At 63.3% G+C, this 16,751-nt stretch carries 13 protein-coding genes; 9 read left to right on the top strand and 4 right to left on the bottom strand.

The features are described 5' to 3' along the window. Nucleotides 1-3: 3 nt before the first annotated feature. The 4 genes from J5X93_RS05600 (at nt 4) to J5X93_RS05585 (ending at nt 5,135) form a co-directional block, all read left to right on the top strand. Nucleotides 4-2,595, top strand: coding sequence for a glycosyltransferase (locus tag J5X93_RS05600; protein ID WP_102082214.1), 2,592 nt, complete (start codon nt 4-6; stop codon nt 2,593-2,595). 179 nt (nt 2,596-2,774) lie between these two features. Beyond that, nucleotides 2,775-3,926 carry a succinyl-diaminopimelate desuccinylase gene (dapE, locus tag J5X93_RS05595; RefSeq protein WP_070572389.1) on the top strand — a complete coding sequence of 384 codons (1,152 nt, stop codon included), beginning with the start codon at nt 2,775-2,777 and terminating at the stop codon, nt 3,924-3,926. Further along, nucleotides 3,926-4,738 (top strand): putative RNA methyltransferase, encoded by an 813-nt coding sequence (locus J5X93_RS05590; RefSeq protein WP_043215786.1) that lies wholly within the window; start codon nt 3,926-3,928, stop codon nt 4,736-4,738. Before dapE ends, J5X93_RS05590 begins: the two co-directional genes overlap by 1 nt. Nucleotides 4,739-4,757: 19 nt before the next feature. After that, nucleotides 4,758-5,135 (top strand): hypothetical protein, encoded by a 378-nt coding sequence (locus tag J5X93_RS05585; protein WP_043215785.1) that lies wholly within the window; start codon nt 4,758-4,760, stop codon nt 5,133-5,135. A gap of 97 nt (nt 5,136-5,232) precedes the next feature. Here J5X93_RS05585 and J5X93_RS05580 read toward each other — a convergent pair whose 3' ends face one another. Continuing rightward, complete coding sequence (locus J5X93_RS05580) at nt 5,233-5,442, bottom strand: cold-shock protein (protein ID WP_011535295.1); 210 nt, start codon at nt 5,440-5,442, stop codon at nt 5,233-5,235. A gap of 231 nt (nt 5,443-5,673) precedes the next feature. Between J5X93_RS05580 and plsB the strand changes: the two genes are divergently transcribed. The 3 genes from plsB (at nt 5,674) to J5X93_RS05565 (ending at nt 9,386) form a co-directional block, all read left to right on the top strand. Continuing rightward, nucleotides 5,674-8,160: a glycerol-3-phosphate 1-O-acyltransferase PlsB gene (plsB, locus tag J5X93_RS05575; RefSeq protein WP_090346057.1), complete on the top strand. Its 2,487-nt coding sequence runs from the start codon at nt 5,674-5,676 to the stop codon at nt 8,158-8,160. Between the two features lie 102 nt (nt 8,161-8,262). Further along, a complete protein-coding gene (locus tag J5X93_RS05570; RefSeq protein ID WP_043215782.1) occupies nt 8,263-8,661 on the top strand; it encodes a YbaY family lipoprotein in 399 nt (132 codons plus the stop codon). Nucleotides 8,662-8,696: 35 nt separating this feature from the next. Then, nucleotides 8,697-9,386: a DUF4197 domain-containing protein gene (locus tag J5X93_RS05565; RefSeq protein WP_043215781.1), complete on the top strand. Its 690-nt coding sequence runs from the start codon at nt 8,697-8,699 to the stop codon at nt 9,384-9,386. 109 nt (nt 9,387-9,495) lie between these two features. Here J5X93_RS05565 and J5X93_RS05560 read toward each other — a convergent pair whose 3' ends face one another. Next, nucleotides 9,496-12,552 carry an efflux RND transporter permease subunit gene (locus J5X93_RS05560; protein WP_070572398.1) on the bottom strand — a complete coding sequence of 1,019 codons (3,057 nt, stop codon included), beginning with the start codon at nt 12,550-12,552 and terminating at the stop codon, nt 9,496-9,498. 6 nt (nt 12,553-12,558) lie between these two features. After that, nucleotides 12,559-13,659 (bottom strand): efflux RND transporter periplasmic adaptor subunit, encoded by a 1,101-nt coding sequence (locus J5X93_RS05555; protein ID WP_090346055.1) that lies wholly within the window; start codon nt 13,657-13,659, stop codon nt 12,559-12,561. Between the two features lie 169 nt (nt 13,660-13,828). Between J5X93_RS05555 and J5X93_RS05550 the strand changes: the two genes are divergently transcribed. After that, nucleotides 13,829-14,470, top strand: a complete 642-nt coding sequence (locus J5X93_RS05550) for a TetR/AcrR family transcriptional regulator (protein WP_043215915.1) — start codon at nt 13,829-13,831, stop codon at nt 14,468-14,470. A gap of 779 nt (nt 14,471-15,249) precedes the next feature. Here J5X93_RS05550 and J5X93_RS05545 read toward each other — a convergent pair. Then, entirely contained in the window at nt 15,250-16,011 is a 762-nt protein-coding gene (locus tag J5X93_RS05545; protein ID WP_372240779.1) for a class I SAM-dependent methyltransferase, read from the bottom strand. A gap of 115 nt (nt 16,012-16,126) precedes the next feature. Here J5X93_RS05545 and J5X93_RS05540 point away from each other — a divergent pair, with 115 nt between their 5' ends. Next, entirely contained in the window at nt 16,127-16,750 is a 624-nt protein-coding gene (locus J5X93_RS05540; RefSeq protein ID WP_070575202.1) for an energy transducer TonB, read from the top strand. Nucleotide 16,751: the final 1 nt, after the last annotated feature.

The following is a 16,751-nucleotide window of genomic DNA, read 5'->3' as shown; positions in this document are numbered from 1 at the left end:
TCTATGTCATCACGCAAATTCGGTCTCAACCTGGTAGTGGTCCTGGCCATTGCCGCGCTGTTCACCGGTTTCTGGGCGCTGATCAACCGTCCAGTGTCTGCCCCCGCCTGGCCGGAGCAGATCTCTGGTTTCTCCTATTCGCCGTTCCGCCTCGGGCAAAGCCCGCAAAAGGGGCAGTACCCCAGCGACGAAGAGATCCGCCAAGACCTAGAACAGATGAGCAAGCTGACCGACAGTATCCGCATCTATACCGTCGAGGGCACCCAGGCCGACATACCGCGCCTTGCCGAAGAACTTGGTCTACGCATCACCCTGGGGATCTGGATCAGCCCGGACCTGGAACGCAACGAACGCGAAATCGCCAAGGCGATCGAACTGGCCAATACCTCCCGCAGCGTGGTCCGGGTCGTGGTGGGCAACGAGGCGCTGTTCCGCAAGGAGGTCACGCCCGAGGCGCTGATCGGGTACCTGGACCGGGTGCGTGCTGCGGTCAAGGTGCCGGTCACGACCAGTGAACAGTGGCACATCTGGAAGGAAACCCCCGAACTGGCCAAGCATGTCGACCTGATCGCCGCACACATCTTGCCCTATTGGGAATTCGTGCCGATGAAGGACTCGCTACAGTTCGTTCTCGACCGCGCCCGCGAACTCAAGCATCAGTTCCCCCGCAAACCCCTGCTGCTTTCCGAAGTCGGCTGGCCAAGCAACGGCCGCATGCGCGGCGGGGCCGACGCGACCCAGGCCGACCAGGCCATCTACCTGCGCACACTGGTCAACACGCTAAACCGACGGGGCTACAACTACTTCGTCATCGAGGCTTACGACCAACCCTGGAAAGCCAGCGACGAAGGCTCGGTGGGTGCCTACTGGGGCGTGTACAACGCCGCGCGCCAGCAGAAGTTCAACTTCGAGGGGCCGGTCGTGGCCATCCCGCAGTGGCGCGCCCTGGCGGTGGCGTCTGTAGTACTGGCGATGATTGCCCTGACCGTACTGCTGATCGACGGCTCGGCACTGCGCCAGCGCGGTCGCACCTTCCTCACGTTCATTACCTTCCTGTGCGGATCGGTGCTGGTGTGGATCGCCTACGACTACAGCCAGCAATACAGCACCTGGTTCAGCCTGACCGTCGGCGTGCTCCTGGCCTTGGGCGCATTGGGCGTGTTCATCGTGCTGCTGACCGAAGCCCATGAACTGGCCGAAGCGGTCTGGATCCACAAGCGCCGGCGCGAGTTCCTGCCGGTGCAAGGCGATTCGGCCTATAGGCCAAAGGTGTCGATCCATGTGCCGTGCTACAACGAGCCGCCGGAAATGGTGAAACAGACTCTGGATGCCCTCGCCGCCCTGGACTATCCGGACTACGAAGTGCTGGTGATCGACAACAACACCAAGGATCCGGCCGTCTGGGAGCCGCTCAAGGCCCACTGCGAACGCCTGGGCGAACGCTTCCGCTTCTTCCACGTCGCACCGCTGGCCGGTTTCAAGGGTGGCGCGCTGAACTACCTGATCCCTCATACGGCCAAGGACGCCGAAGTGATCGCGGTGATCGACTCGGACTACTGTGTCGACCGCAACTGGCTCAAGCACATGGTGCCGCACTTCGCCGACCCGAAGATCGCCGTGGTGCAGTCGCCCCAGGACTACCGCGACCAGCACGAAAGCGCTTTCAAGAAGCTGTGCTACAGCGAATACAAGGGCTTCTTCCACATCGGCATGGTCACTCGCAACGACCGAGACGCGATCATCCAGCACGGCACCATGACCATGACCCGACGCTCAGTCCTGGAAGAGCTGGGCTGGGCCGAATGGTGCATCTGCGAGGATGCCGAGTTGGGTCTGCGGGTGTTCGAGAAGGGGCTTTCGGCCGCCTACGCCCACAACAGTTATGGCAAGGGCCTGATGCCCGACACCTTCATCGACTTCAAGAAACAGCGTTTTCGCTGGGCCTATGGCGCCATCCAGATCATCAAGCACCATGCCGCCGCGCTGTTGCGGGGCAAGGGCAGCGAACTGACCCGTGGCCAGCGCTACCACTTCCTCGCCGGCTGGCTGCCGTGGATCGCCGACGGCATGAACATCTTCTTCACTGTCGGTGCCCTGCTCTGGTCGGCGGCGATGATCATCGTTCCACAGCGGGTCGACCCACCGCTGATGATCTTCGCCATCCCGCCACTGGCGCTGTTCTTCTTCAAGGTCGGCAAGATCATCTTCCTCTATCGCCGCGCAGTCGGCGTGAACCTCAAGGATGCCTTCGCCGCCGCGTTGGCCGGGCTTGCTCTGTCGCACACCATCGCCAAGGCGGTGCTTTACGGCTTCTTCACCAGCAGCATGCCGTTCTTCCGCACCCCGAAGAATGCCGACAGCCATGGCTTGCTGGTGGCGATTTCCGAGGCGCGCGAGGAGTTGTTCATCATGCTGCTGCTCTGGGGCGCTGCGCTGGGCATCTATCTGGTCCAAGGCCTGCCGGGGGCGGACATGCGCTTCTGGGTGGCGATGTTGTTGGTGCAGTCGCTGCCTTACCTGGCGGCGCTGGTGATGGCAATGCTGTCATCCTTGCCGAAGCCTGGGGATGAGGCCGTCGAGGCCAAGGCTACCTGACACAGGGGCTGGCCGGGTCACGCCCTGTGGGAGCGCCTCCAGGGTTAGCGATGACTTCTGTCGGAGCGGCCTTGTGTCGCGAAGGGGCCGCAGCGCGGCCCCATTCCCAGTGCCCGTCTTATTCGTTTGATATAAGATAACGCCCCTGTTTTCCCGCCCGCCTTGCCCCGGAGTCCTTCATGACGGCCCCAGCCGAGCTTTCGCCTACCCTTCAACTGGCCTGCGACCTGATCCGTCGCCCCTCGGTCACTCCCGTCGATGCCGACTGTCAGGCCCAGATGATGCAGCGCCTGGGCGCCGTCGGTTTCGAACTCGAGCCGATGCGTATCGAGGACGTCGACAACTTCTGGGCCACCCACGGCAACCAGGAAGGCCCCGTGCTGTGTTTTGCCGGCCACACAGACGTGGTCCCCACTGGCCCGGTGCAAGCCTGGCAACATGAGCCTTTCGAAGCCCTGATCGATGCCGATGGCATGCTCTGCGGCCGTGGCGCCGCGGACATGAAAGGCAGCCTCGCCTCGATGGTGGTGGCCAGCGAACGCTTCGTGCGGGACTACCCGAACCACCGCGGCAAGGTCGCCTTCCTCATCACCAGCGACGAGGAAGGCCCGGCGCACCATGGCACCAAGGCCGTGGTCGAACGTCTCAAGGCACGCAACGAGCGTCTGGACTGGTGCATCGTCGGTGAACCTTCCAGCACCAGCCTGCTGGGCGATGTCGTGAAGAACGGCCGTCGCGGCTCGCTCGGCGCCAAGCTGACCGTACGCGGCAAGCAAGGCCACGTGGCCTATCCGCACCTGGCGCGCAACCCGATCCACCTGGCCGCGCCGGCCCTGGCGGAACTGGCCGCCGAACACTGGGACGAAGGCAATGCGTTCTTCCCGCCGACCAGTTTCCAGATCTCCAACCTCAATTCCGGTACCGGCGCCACCAACGTGGTGCCGGGCGAGCTGACCGCGCTGTTCAACTTCCGCTTCTCCACCGAATCCACGGTCGAGGGCCTGCAGGCTCGCGTGGCAGCAATCCTCGACAAGCATCAGCTGGAGTGGAGCATCGACTGGGCGCTGTCTGGCCTGCCATTCCTCACCGAGCCGGGCGAGCTGCTCGATGCGGTTTCGGCCAGCATCAAGGGCGTGACCGGTCGTGATACCCAGCCCTCCACCAGCGGCGGTACCTCCGACGGGCGCTTCATCGCGACCCTCGGCACCCAGGTGGTCGAGCTCGGCCCGGTCAACGCGACCATTCACCAGGTCGACGAACGCATCCTGGCCAGCGACCTCGACCTGCTGACCGAGATTTACTACCAGACCCTGGTACGGTTGCTCGCCTGATGCTCGCCTGCCCGCTCTGCCAGGCCGCCCTGACGCGGCTCGACAACGGCGTGGTGTGCCCCGCCGGGCATCGCTTCGACCGTGCCCGCCAGGGCTACCTGAACCTGCTGCCGGTGCAGCACAAGAACAGCCGCGATCCAGGCGACAACCAAGCGATGGTCGAAGCCCGCCGCGACTTCCTTGATGCTGGCCACTACGCGCCTGTCGCCCGGCGCTTGGCTGAACTGGCCGCCGAACGCCAGCCCGGCGCCTGGCTCGACATCGGTTGCGGCGAAGGCTATTACACCGCGCAGATCGCCCAAGCGTTGCCGCAAGCCCAAGGCTATGCGCTGGATATCTCCCGCGAGGCGGTCAAGCGCGCGTGCCGCCGGGCCCCGCAGGTGACCTGGATGGTCGCGAGCATGGCTCGCGTGCCGCTGCTCGATGCCAGCTGCCAATTCATCGCCAGCGTGTTCAGCCCGCTGGACTGGCAGGAGGCCAAGCGCCTGCTCAGCCCCGGCGGCGGGCTGATGCGGGTGGGGCCGACCAGCGGCCATCTGATGGAACTGCGCCAGGTGCTCTACGATGAAGTACGGCCTTACGCCGATGACAAGCACCTGGCCCTGATTCCCGAGGGCATGCATCACGCCCATGGCGAAGTGCTCGAGTTCCGCCTGAGTCTGGCCGAGCCCAAGGCTCGCGCCGACCTGCTGGCCATGACACCGCACGGCTGGCGCGCCAGCGCCGAAAGACGCGCACGAGTGATCGACCAGCCCGAGCCGTTCGACGTGACGGTTTCCATGCGTTATGACTATTTCGTGCGCCAAGACTGAGCACACCCGGAGCCTTTTTATGCGCCAACCCGATATCGAGATCTACCTCAAGGACACCGACGTCGACCACAAGCAAGTGGCCGAATGGCTCAGCCAGGCATTGGGCACTTGTAGCGAATGGCAGCAGCGTGGCCAAACCTGGAAATGCATGGCCGGTAACATTCCGGTCACCTGGGTACCCAAGGCTGTAGGGAAATGGAACAGCCTGTTCCTCGAAAGCGACCAGACGCCATGGGACGACGACATCGCCTGTGCTCGCGCTGCCTATGCCGCGCTGGGCGTCGAAGTGCGCTGCGCACCCGGCAGCTGGGCCGAAGAAGATGGTGAAGAAGATGCCGATCGCTGGATCCGCATCAGCGCCGACGGTGAACAGGAAATCACCTGGCGCACCCACTGAGGCTACTGCCGACACGCCGCAGCTTCACGTTGGATCGCATCAGGCTGCAAGCTCCACGGACAGCTTGCAGCTTGAAGCTTACTGCTCCAGACGGCGGTCAGAGACCGACGACGTCCTCAGCCTGCAGGCCTTTCTGGCCTTGCACAAGGGCGTACTCCACCTGTTGTCCCTCGACCAGGGTACGATGCCCCTCACCGCGGATAGCACGATAGTGGACGAAGACATCCGCCCCACCTTCACGCTGAATGAAGCCATAACCCTTGGCATCGTTGAACCACTTCACATTCCCAGTCTCACGAGACGACATCTGAACTACTCCGGATTTTTATTTTGAAGATCGCCTTGCAAGCACGAGGTCACCACCCCGTGCCGACGCAGCTCGCAGAAATATCTTGCAAGCTGCGGACCGAGTATATGACAGCGAACAAAAAAATTTCATGACTGGGCGTCGATTTGGCGAATTTTGCCGAACTTGCGCAGATACGGCAGACTAACTGCCTGGAATATCACTTAAAAATCTCTCCCAGGGCACACACCCATGACCCGTTCTCCCCTGCGCCGACTGATTTTCGGCGCCTTGCGTCGCCTGTTGTACCTGTGGGTGCGCTCCGAAACCATCAACCAGTCATCTCTGTCTCTGAAGCTCGATCGCAGCCGTCCCGTGTTCTACGCCCTGCCTTCGCCTTCGCTGACGGACCTGGCCGTCGTCGATCGCGAATGCACCAAGGCGGGGCTACCGCGTCCTGTGCTGCCGGTCAGTGTCGGTTCGCTGCAGGAGCCTGCGGCTTTCTTCTACCTGACGCCCGATCCGGACTGGCTCGGCCGTCACGACAAACGCGGCGCGCCCCCTACCCTGGAGCGTCTGGTCGGCGCAGTGAGCCAGCATCCGGAAGAGGACGCGCAGATCATTCCGGTCAGCGTGTTCTGGGGCCAGTCGCCCGCCAGTGAGTCCAGCCCCTGGAAACTGCTGTTCGCCGACAGCTGGGCGGTTACCGGCCGCCTGCGCCGTCTGCTGACCATACTGATCCTGGGCCGCAAAACCCGTGTGCAGTTCTCAGCGCCTATTCACCTACGCGAGCTGATCCAGCACAACAAAGGCCACGAGCGCACCGTGCGCATGGCCCAGCGCATCATGCGCGTGCACTTTCGCAACCTCAAAACCGCCGTCATCGGCCCGGACATCTCCCACCGACGCAACCTGGTCAAGGGCCTGGTCCATGACCCACTGGTGCGCCAGGCAATCAGCGACGAGGCCGAACGCGAGAAGATCCCTTACGCCAAGGCAGAAGCCCAGGCCCTGCGTTACGGCAACGAGATCGCCTCGGACTACACCTATACGGCGATCCGCTTCCTCGAAGTGGTGCTCAGCTGGTTCTGGAACAAGATCTACGACGGCATCAAGGTCAACCACATCGAGCAGGTGCAAGGCATCGCGCCAGGGCACGAGGTGATCTACGTGCCATGCCACCGCAGCCATATCGACTACCTGCTGCTCTCGTACCTGTTGTTCCGCAACGGCCTCACGCCCCCGCACATCGCCGCCGGCATCAACCTCAACATGCCGGTGATCGGCGGCCTGCTGCGCCGTGGCGGCGCCTTCTTCATGCGCCGGACCTTCAAGGGCAACCCGCTGTACACGGCGGTATTCAACGAATACCTGCACACCTTGTTCACCAAGGGCTTCCCGGTGGAGTACTTCGTCGAAGGTGGGCGCTCGCGCACCGGGCGCATGCTGCAACCGCGCACCGGGATGCTGGCCATCACCTTGCGTAGCTTCCTGCGCTCCTCGCGCACACCGATCGTCTTCGTGCCGGTGTACATCGGCTATGAGCGCGTGCTCGAAGGCCGTACCTACCTGGGCGAGCTGCGCGGGGCGAGCAAGAAGAAAGAGTCGATCTTCGACATCTTCAAGGTCATCGGCGCACTCAAGCAGCGTTTTGGCCAGGTCTATGTCAATTTCGGCGAACCGATCCGCCTCAATGCCTTCCTCGACCAGCAGCAACCCGGTTGGCGCGAGCAAGCCCTGGGCCCGCAATTCCGCCCGGCCTGGCTGAACGAAACCACCACCCGCCTGGGCGAGACCGTGGCACGTCACCTGAACGAAGCGGCTGCGATCAATCCGGTCAACCTGGTGGCCCTGGCACTGCTGTCCACCAGCCGCCTGGCACTGGACGAACGCGCCCTGACCCGCGTGCTGAACCTGTACCTGGCCTTGCTGCGGCAGGTCCCCTACTCCCCTCACACCACCCTGCCGGAGGGTGACGGTCCGGCCTTGATCGAACATGTCAGGGGCATGGACCTGCTCTCGGAGCAAAAGGACGCCCTGGGCCGCATCCTCTACCTGGATGAAGCCAACGCAGTGTTGATGACCTACTACCGCAACAACATCCTGCACATCTTCGCCCTGCCGGCGTTGCTGGCGAGCTTCTTCCTGAGCAGCTCACGCATGAGCCGCGAACTGGTCGGCCAGTACGTCAAGGCGTTGTATCCGTACCTGCAGGCTGAACTGTTCCTGCGCTGGACACCCGAGCAATTGGACGAGGTCATCGACCAATGGCTCGACGCATTGGTAGCACAGGGTCTGCTGCGCTTCGAGAACGGCGTCTATCTGCGCCCGGCCCCAAGTTCGCGGCAGTTCGTCCTGTTGACCTTGCTGGCCCGGAGCATCACCCAGACGTTGCAACGCTTCTACATGGCCACGTCCCTGCTGCTCAACAGCGGCCAGAACACCCTGAGCGCCGAGGAGCTGGAAGACCTGTGCGTGATGATGGCCCAGCGCCTGTCGATCCTGCATGGCCTGAATGCCCCGGAGTTCTTCGACAAGACGCTGTTCCGCCATTTCATCCAGACCTTGATCGACCAGGATGTACTGCGCCCCGACGGTCAAGGCAAGCTGGGCTATCACGACAAGCTCGGCGAACTCGCCGAGGGCGTGGCCAAGCGCGTGTTGTCGGCGGAGCTGCGCTTGTCGATCCGCCAGGTAGCGCTGCACCGCGATGAGCCGGTGGAGGTAGCACCCGCCTGAGATAAGCCCGGACGCAGTAGCCCCAACGCTGAAGACTCCGGAAAAATCCGCTAAAGTCCCTGAGGTTGGCCAAAAGCCAACCCCAAGGACACCGGAGATTCCATGAAAAAACTCTTCATGCTGTGCGGCGTATCCCTGCTCGCAGCCTGCACCAGCAACACACCCTCCCACCAGGCCAGCCTGGATGGCGAAGTCTACTATCTGCAACGCATGGCTCTGCCACCGGCTGCCACCCTGAGCGTGAGTTTGCAAGACGTCTCGCTGATGGACGCCCCGGCGGTGACCTTGGCCAACCAGGCCGGCCCGGTGAAGGGCAATGTGCCGCTGCCGTTTCACCTCACCTACGACCCGACCCAGATCAAAGCCGGCCACCGCTACGCAGTCAGCGCACGCATCGAGCTGGACGGCAAGTTGCTGTTCATCAACACCGAACACCACGGCGTGAACCTCGACGGCAGCGATCCGCAGCCTGTGCGCATCAAGGTCGACCCGGTGCGCTGAGCCCGCCCTCTCCCAGCTATAAGGAAATACCCAGCATGATTCGCACCTCCCTGCGCTTCACCACCCTGTGCGCCGGCCTGCTGCTGTCGGCAAGCGCCCTGGCCCTGTCGCTCGGCGACCTGAGCCAGAAAGATGCCACCGGCGGCTTGAAGGACGCCCTGACCCAGGGCGCTCAGATCGCCGTCAAGCAACTGAGCACGCCTGGCGGCTTCAGCAACAACCCGGATGTGCGCATCGAATTGCCAGGCAACCTGGGCAAGGCCGCCAAGGCCATGAAGATGTTCGGCAAGGGTGAGCAGGTCGAAGCCCTGGAAAACAGCATGAACAAGGCGGCCGAAGCAGCGGTTCCGCAGGCCCAGGCGATTCTGGTCGATGCGGTCAAGAAGATGACCGTGACCGACGCCAAGGACATCCTCAACGGCGGCCAGGATTCGGCAACCCAGTACCTGAACAAGAGCAGCCGTGAAGAAATCCGCGCCAAGTTCCTGCCGATCGTCAAGCAAGCCACCGACAAGGTTGGCCTGGCGCAGCAGTACAACAACTTCGCCGGCCAAGCCGTGGCCCTAGGCGTGGTAGACGCCAAGAGCGCGAGCATCGAGAACTACGTGACCGAGAAAGCGCTCGATGGCCTGTTCGAGATGATCGGCAAGCAGGAGCAGAACATTCGCCAGAACCCAGCCCAGGCCGCGACCAGCCTGGCCAAGAAGGTGTTCGGCGCGCTTTGAAGCGCGCGGCTGCAAGCTGTAAGTTTCAAGCGGTAAGCCACAAGCAAGACGCGAGGCCTGCGTGGCTCGTCCCCCTTGTGGCTTGCCGCTTGCCGCTTGCCGCTCCCAGCTAGCCGCTTTTCCTCACTCTGAACCACGCCGCATACAGCGCTGGCAGGAACAACAGCGTCAGCACGGTCGCTACGATCAACCCGCCCATGATGGCCACCGCCATCGGCCCGTAGAACACGCTGCGCGACAGCGGGATCATTGCCAATACCGCCGCCAGGGCGGTGAGCACGATCGGTCGGAAGCGCCGCACCGTAGCTTCGATGATCGCCTGCCAGCGATCCAGCCCCGCCGCGATGTCCTGTTCGATCTGGTCGACCAGGATCACCGAGTTACGCATGATCATCCCCGCCAGTGCGATGGTGCCGAGCATGGCGACAAACCCAAAAGGCTGCCGGAACACCAACAGGAACAGCGTCACGCCGATCAGCCCCAAGGGCGCGGTGAGAAACACCATCACCGTGCGCGAAAAACTGCGCAACTGCACCATCAGCAACGTCAGCACCACCACGATGAACAGTGGCATGCCGGCGTTCACCGAACGCTGGCCGCGCTCGGCATCTTCCACGGCGCCACCGACTTCCAGCAGGTAACCCTCGGGCAAGGTATCGCGCACCGTTTGCAAGGTTGGCAGGATCTGCTTGACGAGCGTAGCCGGCTGCTCCTTGTCATAGATGTCGGCCCGCACGGTCACCGTGGGCAGGCGGTTGCGGTGCCAGATCACGCCTTCTTCGAAGCCGTACTCCAAGGTCGCCACCTGGGACAACGCCACGCTCTGGCCGTTGTCGGTGGGCAGCGCGAGGCTGCCGAGGTTGCCCAGCTCACGGCGTTCCTGGCCGGTGCCGCGTAGCAGGATCTCGATCAGTTCGTTGTCTTCGCGGTACTGGCTGACCGTGGTGCCGGTCAGCGAGCTTTGCAGGAAGCTCGACAGATGCGCGGTGCTTACGCCCAAGGCCCGGGCGCGGTCCTGGTCGATCTCCAGGAACACCGCCTTGCTCGGCTCCTCCCAATCGAGGTGCACGTTCACCACATGGGGGTTCTCGCGCACCTTGACCGCTACCTCCCGCGCCAGGGCACGAACCTTCTCGATATGCTCGCCCGTCACCCGGAACTGCACCGGATAGCCCACCGGCGGACCGTTCTCCAAACGGGTGACCCGTCCACGCAGCTCGGGGAATTGCGCATCCAGCGTGGCGATCAACCAGCTGCGCAGGGCTTCACGATCCTCCAGGCTCTTGGCCAGTACCACGAACTGGGCAAAGCTCGCCGCCGGCAATTGCTGGTCCAACGGCAGGTAGAAACGCGGCGACCCCGTGCCGACATAGGCCACATAGTTGGCGATGCCATCCTGCTGCTTGAGCAGTGCCTCCAGGCGCTTGACCTGCTCGGTTGTATTGGCCAGCGATGCGCCTTCGGTGAGTTTGAGGTCGACCATCAGTTCGGGCCGGCCCGAGGCCGGGAAGAACTGCTGGGGCACGAAGCGGAACAGCAGGATGCTGCCAACGAAAGCCGCGACCGTCAGCACGATCACTGTCTTGCGCCGGCGTACGCACCACTCCACGACGCGGCGCACACGCTGGTAGAACGGCGTGCCATACGGATCCGGACCGTGCGCGCCCTCGGCGTGACGCTTGGCCAGGTCTGGCAGCAGGCGGTCGCCCAGGTAAGGCACGAAGACCACCGCGGCCACCCAGGACGTCAGCAAGGCAATGGTCACCACCTGGAAGATAGAACGTGTGTATTCGCCAGTACTGGAGGCCGCCGTGGCGATCGGCAGGAAGCCCGCCGCCGTGATCAAGGTGCCAGTGAGCATCGGGAATGCCGTGCTGGACCAGGCATAGCTCGCCGCCTTGAGCCGGTCGAACCCCTGCTCCATCTTGATCGCCATCATCTCCACGGCAATGATGGCGTCATCCACCAGCAGCCCAAGCGCCAGCACCAGTGCGCCAAGAGAGATCTTGTGCAGGCCGATACCGAAGTAATGCATCGTGGCGAAGGTCATGGCCAACACCAGTGGAATGGCCAGGGCCACCACCAGGCCGGTGCGAAGGCCCAGGGAGAAAAAACTCACCAGCAGCACGATGGCCAGGGCTTCGACCAGGACCTGGACGAACTCCCCTACCCCTGCCTTCACCGCAGCGGGCTGGTCCGAAACCTTGCGCAACTCCATGCCCGCCGGCAGGTTGCGCGCCAGACGGGCGAACTCGCCTTCCAGGGCCTTGCCCAGCACCAGGATGTCGCCACCGTCCTTCATCGAGACCGCCAGGCCGATTGCGTCCTCGCCCATGAAGCGCATGCGTGGCGCAGGTGGGTCGTTGAAGCCGCGATGGACCTCGGCCACATCCCCGATACGGAAGGTGCGATCACCTACGCGGATCGGGAACTGGCGAATCTGCTCGACGCTGTCGAAACGTCCGCTGACACGCAACTGCAAACGCTCGCTGGGGGTCTCGAAGAAACCTGCGGTGCTCACCGCGTTCTGCTCGCTCAGCGCCTGCTGCACCGCCTGCAACGGCACGCCGAGGGTGGCCAGCTTGAGGTTCGAGAGCTCGATCCAGATTTTTTCGTCCTGCAGGCCGATCAGCTCGACCTTGCCCACGTCCTTGACCCGCTGCAGTTGGATCTGGATACGGTCGGCGTAGTCCTTGAGCACGGCGTAATCGAACCCGGGACCTGTCAGTGCATAGATGTTGCCAAAAGTCGTGCCGAACTCATCGTTGAAGAACGGCCCCTGAATCTCGGGCGGCAAGGTATGGCGAATGTCCGCGACCTTCTTGCGGATCTGGTACCACAGCTCGGGGATGGCATCGGAGTGCATGGAGTCCCGGGCCATGAACGTCACCTGGGACTCGCCTGGACGCGAGAACGACACGATCCGCTCGTACTCGCCGGTTTCCATCAGTTTCTTTTCGATGCGCTCGGTGACCTGCCGGGAGACCTCCTCGGCGGTAGCACCCGGCCATATCGTGCGAATGACCATGGCCTTGAAGGTGAACGGTGGATCCTCGCTTTGCCCCAGCTTTGTGTAGGACATCGCGCCAATCGCGCCCAGGAGGATCATCAAGAACAGCACGATCTGCCGGTTGCGCAAGGCCCAGGCGGAAAGGTTGAAACCCATCGGGAATTACTCCTTGGTCGCCAGGTTCACATCACGGTTGGAACGGTCCACGGGCCGGACCTGCTGGCCCTCGCGCAACACATGGCCACCTGCGGCCACTACCCAGTCATCCGCCTTCAGCCCTTCGAGCACCGGCACGCTGTCATCGCCATAAGGGCCCAGGCGCACTACCGCGCGTTCGAGGCGGTTGTCCTTGCCGATGCGCCAGACGTAGGCCTGCCCCTGTTCGGCCGTAACCGCCGAAAGCGGCACCGACAGCGGCGCGCGTTCAGCGTGGGCAATGAACACTCGCGCGCTTTGCCCCAGCTCGGCCGGCGTGCTGGAGGTGGTGAAGGCAATCCGCGCAGCGAAGGTACGCGAGCGAGGATCGGCCGCCGGAGACAGCTCACGGATGCGCCCCGGATAACGCGCGTTCGGGTGCGACCACAGCTCCACACTCACCGTTTGCCCCACGCCAAAGCGGGCGAATTGCTGCTCCGGCAGGCCGATGAGCACTTCTCGCTCACCATCGGCGGCCAGGGTGAACACGGTCTGCCCTGGCGCCACAACCTGACCCACCTCGACCTGACGCTTGGCGATCACGCCTGCTTGAGGTGCTCGGAGCACGGCGTACTCCGCCTGGTTGCCGGCCACGTCGAATTCCGCCTTGGCCTGCTTGAGACGCGCCTGGCCTGCGCGATAGAGGTTCTCGGCGTTGTCGTACTGGGAACGGCTGACCATCTGCCGCTCCAGCAGCTTCTGGTAGCGATCGCGCTCAGCCCGCACCAGGGCCAAGTTGGCTTCGGCGGCAGCGAGCTGGGCGCGGTTGGCCTCCAGTTGCAGACGGACATCCTGTGGGTCGAGCTCGGCCAGCGGCTGGTCGGCCTTGACCCGCTGCCCCTCCTCCACCAGGCGCTTGCTCACCTTGCCGCCAATGCGAAAGGCCAGCTCAGGCTCGAAGCGAGCCCGCACCTCGCCGGGATAACTGTCGGCCGAAGCACCCGTTGGCTGGGGCTGGACCACCAACGCCGGGCGCGGCACAGCAGGGGCCGCGGCCTCCTGACCGCAAGCGACCAGCAGCAACGCCAAGGTGGCGGGTAAAACGATGGGCACGGCATGACGCAACATGATGGATGTCCTTTCGCGAGGAGCGCCTCGAATATTTATACTGGCGAGTATATTAAGTCAGGACACCAGGGTCGGGAAGCGGGTAACACAGAGAAAAACGTATTAACCATCCACGCCTTTAGCAGCCGGATGCGCTGCGACCCGTTAAGATGGGGGACTTTTCATCATGATGCGGATTCCCATGTCCAACGACGCACCCACTGGCCCTGGCCGGCCCAAGGACCTGGCCAAGCGCGAGGCCATCCTCGAAGCCGCCAAGACCTTGTTCCTGAGTCTTGGCTATGCGAACACCAGCATGGATGCGGTCGCTGCGGCGGCAGGTGTTTCAAAACTCACGGTCTACAGCCATTTCAACGACAAGCAGACGCTGTTTGGTTCGGCCGTCATGGCGACGTGTCAGACCCAACTGCCTGACCTTATCTTCGAGCTGCCCGAAGGCGTTCCGCTGGAACAGGTGCTGCTGAATATTGCCCGGGGGTTTCAGGCGTTGATCAGCAGTGACGAGTCGGTCAAGTTGAGCCGGTTGATCATTGCCTTGGGGAACCAGGACCCTGGCTTTGGCGAGTACTTCTGGGAGGCGGGGCCCAAGCGGGTGCTGGCCGGGATGGAAGCGCTGCTGGCCAGTGTCGCGCAGCGGGGGTTGCTGGCGATCGACAATCCCTTGCGGGCGGCTGAGCATTTCTTCTGCTTGGTGAAGGGGGCGCCGGATTATCGGCTGCTGCTGGGGTGTGCGCCGGCGTTGACGGTGGAGGAGGCGGAGGTGCATGTGCGGGAGGTGGTTGGGTTGTTCATGCGGGGGTACCGGGTTTAAGGGCTTGGGCTTTGAGGCTGTGTGAATATCCGGTGTTTGTGGGGGCGCCACCGGCGCTTTTCGCCTTTACGGCGACCTACTTTTGCTCTTGGGCAAAAGTAGGCAAAAACCGCTGCCTCCCACATCCGGCCCCTGCGCTGCGCTCCGGGGTTCCCTGCGCTCCGCTGCCTTTCGGGGCTTCGCGGCCTCCGGTTTGCTGCGCCAGCCTCCATCTCGCAACTTCGGCTACCGCCGAAGGGCGCTGCGCGCCTGCCCCTACAGACACCTCCACTCGGCCTTCTGAGGTCGCGATGGGTGGCGCCTGGACTATCGCGCATCAAAAGCAACAGCAACGGCAAACAAGCTGATTAATTTATTGTTTGTGCCGGTCTTTTCGCGGGTTTACCCGCGATGGGCGGAACATACCCCACAAAAACCCCTGAATGAAACAACGCCAACCCAGACGCCGCCCGTAACTTGCGCCCCATCAGCAGGCCGAGCGGAGGTGTCTGTAGGGGCAGGCGCGTAGCGCCCTTCGGCGGTAGCCGAAGTCGCGAGATGGAGGCTGGCGCAGCCAGCCGGAGGCCGCGAGGCCCCGTAAGACACCGCAGCGAGGGGACCCGGTGCGAAGCGCCGGGCCGGATGCAGGGGCGCGCGGCTTTTGGTTACTTTTGGCCAAGACCAAAAGTGACCCGCCGTAAGGGCGGAAAGGTGAATCAGCGTAGACAAATCAAACGGATAAGCCCACAAACCTCAAAACCACAACCCAGCCCCAGCCCCAGCCGCAGCCCCAAACCTAATCAAGCCTTGAGCGCCTTCTTGGGATAAATGTCATACCGACTCGATTTCCCCTCCAGACTGTGGCTCGGCTTGGGCCCATCGATAATGGGCGCCTTGCGTGGCCGCTTGACCACAACCCGGTGGGAAGCCAACGCCAACGCCGCCTCCAACAACGCCGGCGCATCCAGGTCATCACCGACCAAGGGCCGGAACACCCGCATTTCCTTCTTCACCAGCGCGCTCTTGTCCCGATGCGGGAACATCGGATCGAGATAGATCACCTGGGGTGGCTCGCCCTCCCAGGCGCGCATGCGCTCGATGGCGTTGCCGGTCAGCAGGTGCATGCGCTCGACGATCGCCCCCACCTCGTCATCCCCACGCGCCCGCGCCAGCCCATCCTCGAGCAAAGCGGCAATCAGCGGCTGGCGCTCGATCAGGGTCATCTGGCAGCCCAGGCTGGCCAGCACGAACGCATCCTTGCCCAAGCCTGCAGTGGCATCGAGCACCTGGGGGCGGACGCCTTGGGCGATGCCGACGGCCTTGGCGATCATCTGTCCGTTACCCCCGCCATAGAGCCGTCGATGCGCCGCCTGTCCTTCGACGAAGTCCACCCGCACCGGTCCCGGCGCCTGCGGCCCTAGCTGCTGGATCTGCAACCCATCAGGCCCGACCTGCACGGCAAACCCCGCCTCGTCATCCACCAGCGGCACACCCAGGCGCTCGGCCCACACTTGTGCCTGGGCCTGGAACTCAGCCGACAACGCCTCGACCCTGATACCCATGCCCTGCTCTAGCTCCACCATCGGTTCGCGCACTCGAAAAAATTAATGAAATCCCGGCCACCGCCGATACACGCAGTATCCGCTATTCTGCCAGAGCACAACGCGCGCGACTGCCATGTCAGAAACCCTTCCCATCGGCTTGACCTACCTGTCGCCTGTCGGCAACTACGGTCGACAGAACACCCAGGCACTCGGGGGCGTAAGCCACCTGTGGCAGGATTTCTTCGCCCGCGCGTTGGCCGAGCAGCAAGGGACAGAAGCGGACCCGGTCAGCCAAGCCATCGCCAAGCAGGTCGACAAGGAAAGCGGTGAACCACTGGGCGGTGTGCGCACCCTGGCGCAGATCCATGTCCAGCGTAGCTGCGATGTCCACGACACCGAGGTCAAGCCGCCCGAGCCGCTGTTCCTGCCAAAGGCCGAATTCGAGACCGAATTGCTGGAAAACGCACCCGAGCCGTTCAGCACCGCCGAACTGATCGAACAACAGCGCCAGCTCGACTTGAGCAACAGTTGGTTGCGCCCAGTGGTCATGAGTCAGGGCCATCCGCTTCCCGAGCCTGGCCCGGCGCCGTCGCCGCGGGCGTTGTTCCTGCCCATCGCCGAGTTCGAAACGGATCTGTTGGAAAACGCCCCCGAGCCCTACGACGAACCCACCTTGGCCAAACAGCAGAACGATCTGGAGTTCGACCTTCACTGGGCGCGCCCGGTAGTGCTGAACAACGTGCGCACGCACGCCTGAG

This window comes from Pseudomonas sp. BYT-1, from assembly GCF_023611805.1.
Taxonomy (GTDB): Bacteria; Pseudomonadota; Gammaproteobacteria; order Pseudomonadales; family Pseudomonadaceae; genus Aquipseudomonas; species Aquipseudomonas guariconensis.
Note: the sequence above shows the minus strand (reverse complement) of the source record. Positions and strands in the feature narration are given on the sequence as shown.

What these genes read in the sequence shown, in the direction of transcription:
- J5X93_RS05585 (WP_043215785.1), top strand. Translation starts at nt 4,758, where the DNA reads ATGCGCCAACCCGATATCGAGATCTACCTCAAGGACACCGACGTCGAC.
- J5X93_RS05580 (WP_011535295.1), bottom strand. Translation starts at nt 5,442, where the DNA reads ATGTCGTCTCGTGAGACTGGGAATGTGAAGTGGTTCAACGATGCCAAG.
- J5X93_RS05555 (WP_090346055.1), bottom strand. Translation starts at nt 13,659, where the DNA reads ATGTTGCGTCATGCCGTGCCCATCGTTTTACCCGCCACCTTGGCGTTG.
- J5X93_RS05545 (WP_372240779.1), bottom strand. Translation starts at nt 16,011, where the DNA reads ATGGGTATCAGGGTCGAGGCGTTGTCGGCTGAGTTCCAGGCCCAGGCA.
- J5X93_RS05550 (WP_043215915.1), top strand. Translation starts at nt 13,829, where the DNA reads ATGCGGATTCCCATGTCCAACGACGCACCCACTGGCCCTGGCCGGCCC.
- J5X93_RS05560 (WP_070572398.1), bottom strand. Translation starts at nt 12,552, where the DNA reads ATGGGTTTCAACCTTTCCGCCTGGGCCTTGCGCAACCGGCAGATCGTG.
- J5X93_RS05540 (WP_070575202.1), top strand. Translation starts at nt 16,127, where the DNA reads ATGTCAGAAACCCTTCCCATCGGCTTGACCTACCTGTCGCCTGTCGGC.
- J5X93_RS05600 (WP_102082214.1), top strand. Translation starts at nt 4, where the DNA reads ATGTCATCACGCAAATTCGGTCTCAACCTGGTAGTGGTCCTGGCCATT.
- plsB (WP_090346057.1), top strand. Translation starts at nt 5,674, where the DNA reads ATGACCCGTTCTCCCCTGCGCCGACTGATTTTCGGCGCCTTGCGTCGC.
- dapE (WP_070572389.1), top strand. Translation starts at nt 2,775, where the DNA reads ATGACGGCCCCAGCCGAGCTTTCGCCTACCCTTCAACTGGCCTGCGAC.
- J5X93_RS05565 (WP_043215781.1), top strand. Translation starts at nt 8,697, where the DNA reads ATGATTCGCACCTCCCTGCGCTTCACCACCCTGTGCGCCGGCCTGCTG.
- J5X93_RS05570 (WP_043215782.1), top strand. Translation starts at nt 8,263, where the DNA reads ATGAAAAAACTCTTCATGCTGTGCGGCGTATCCCTGCTCGCAGCCTGC.
- J5X93_RS05590 (WP_043215786.1), top strand. Translation starts at nt 3,926, where the DNA reads ATGCTCGCCTGCCCGCTCTGCCAGGCCGCCCTGACGCGGCTCGACAAC.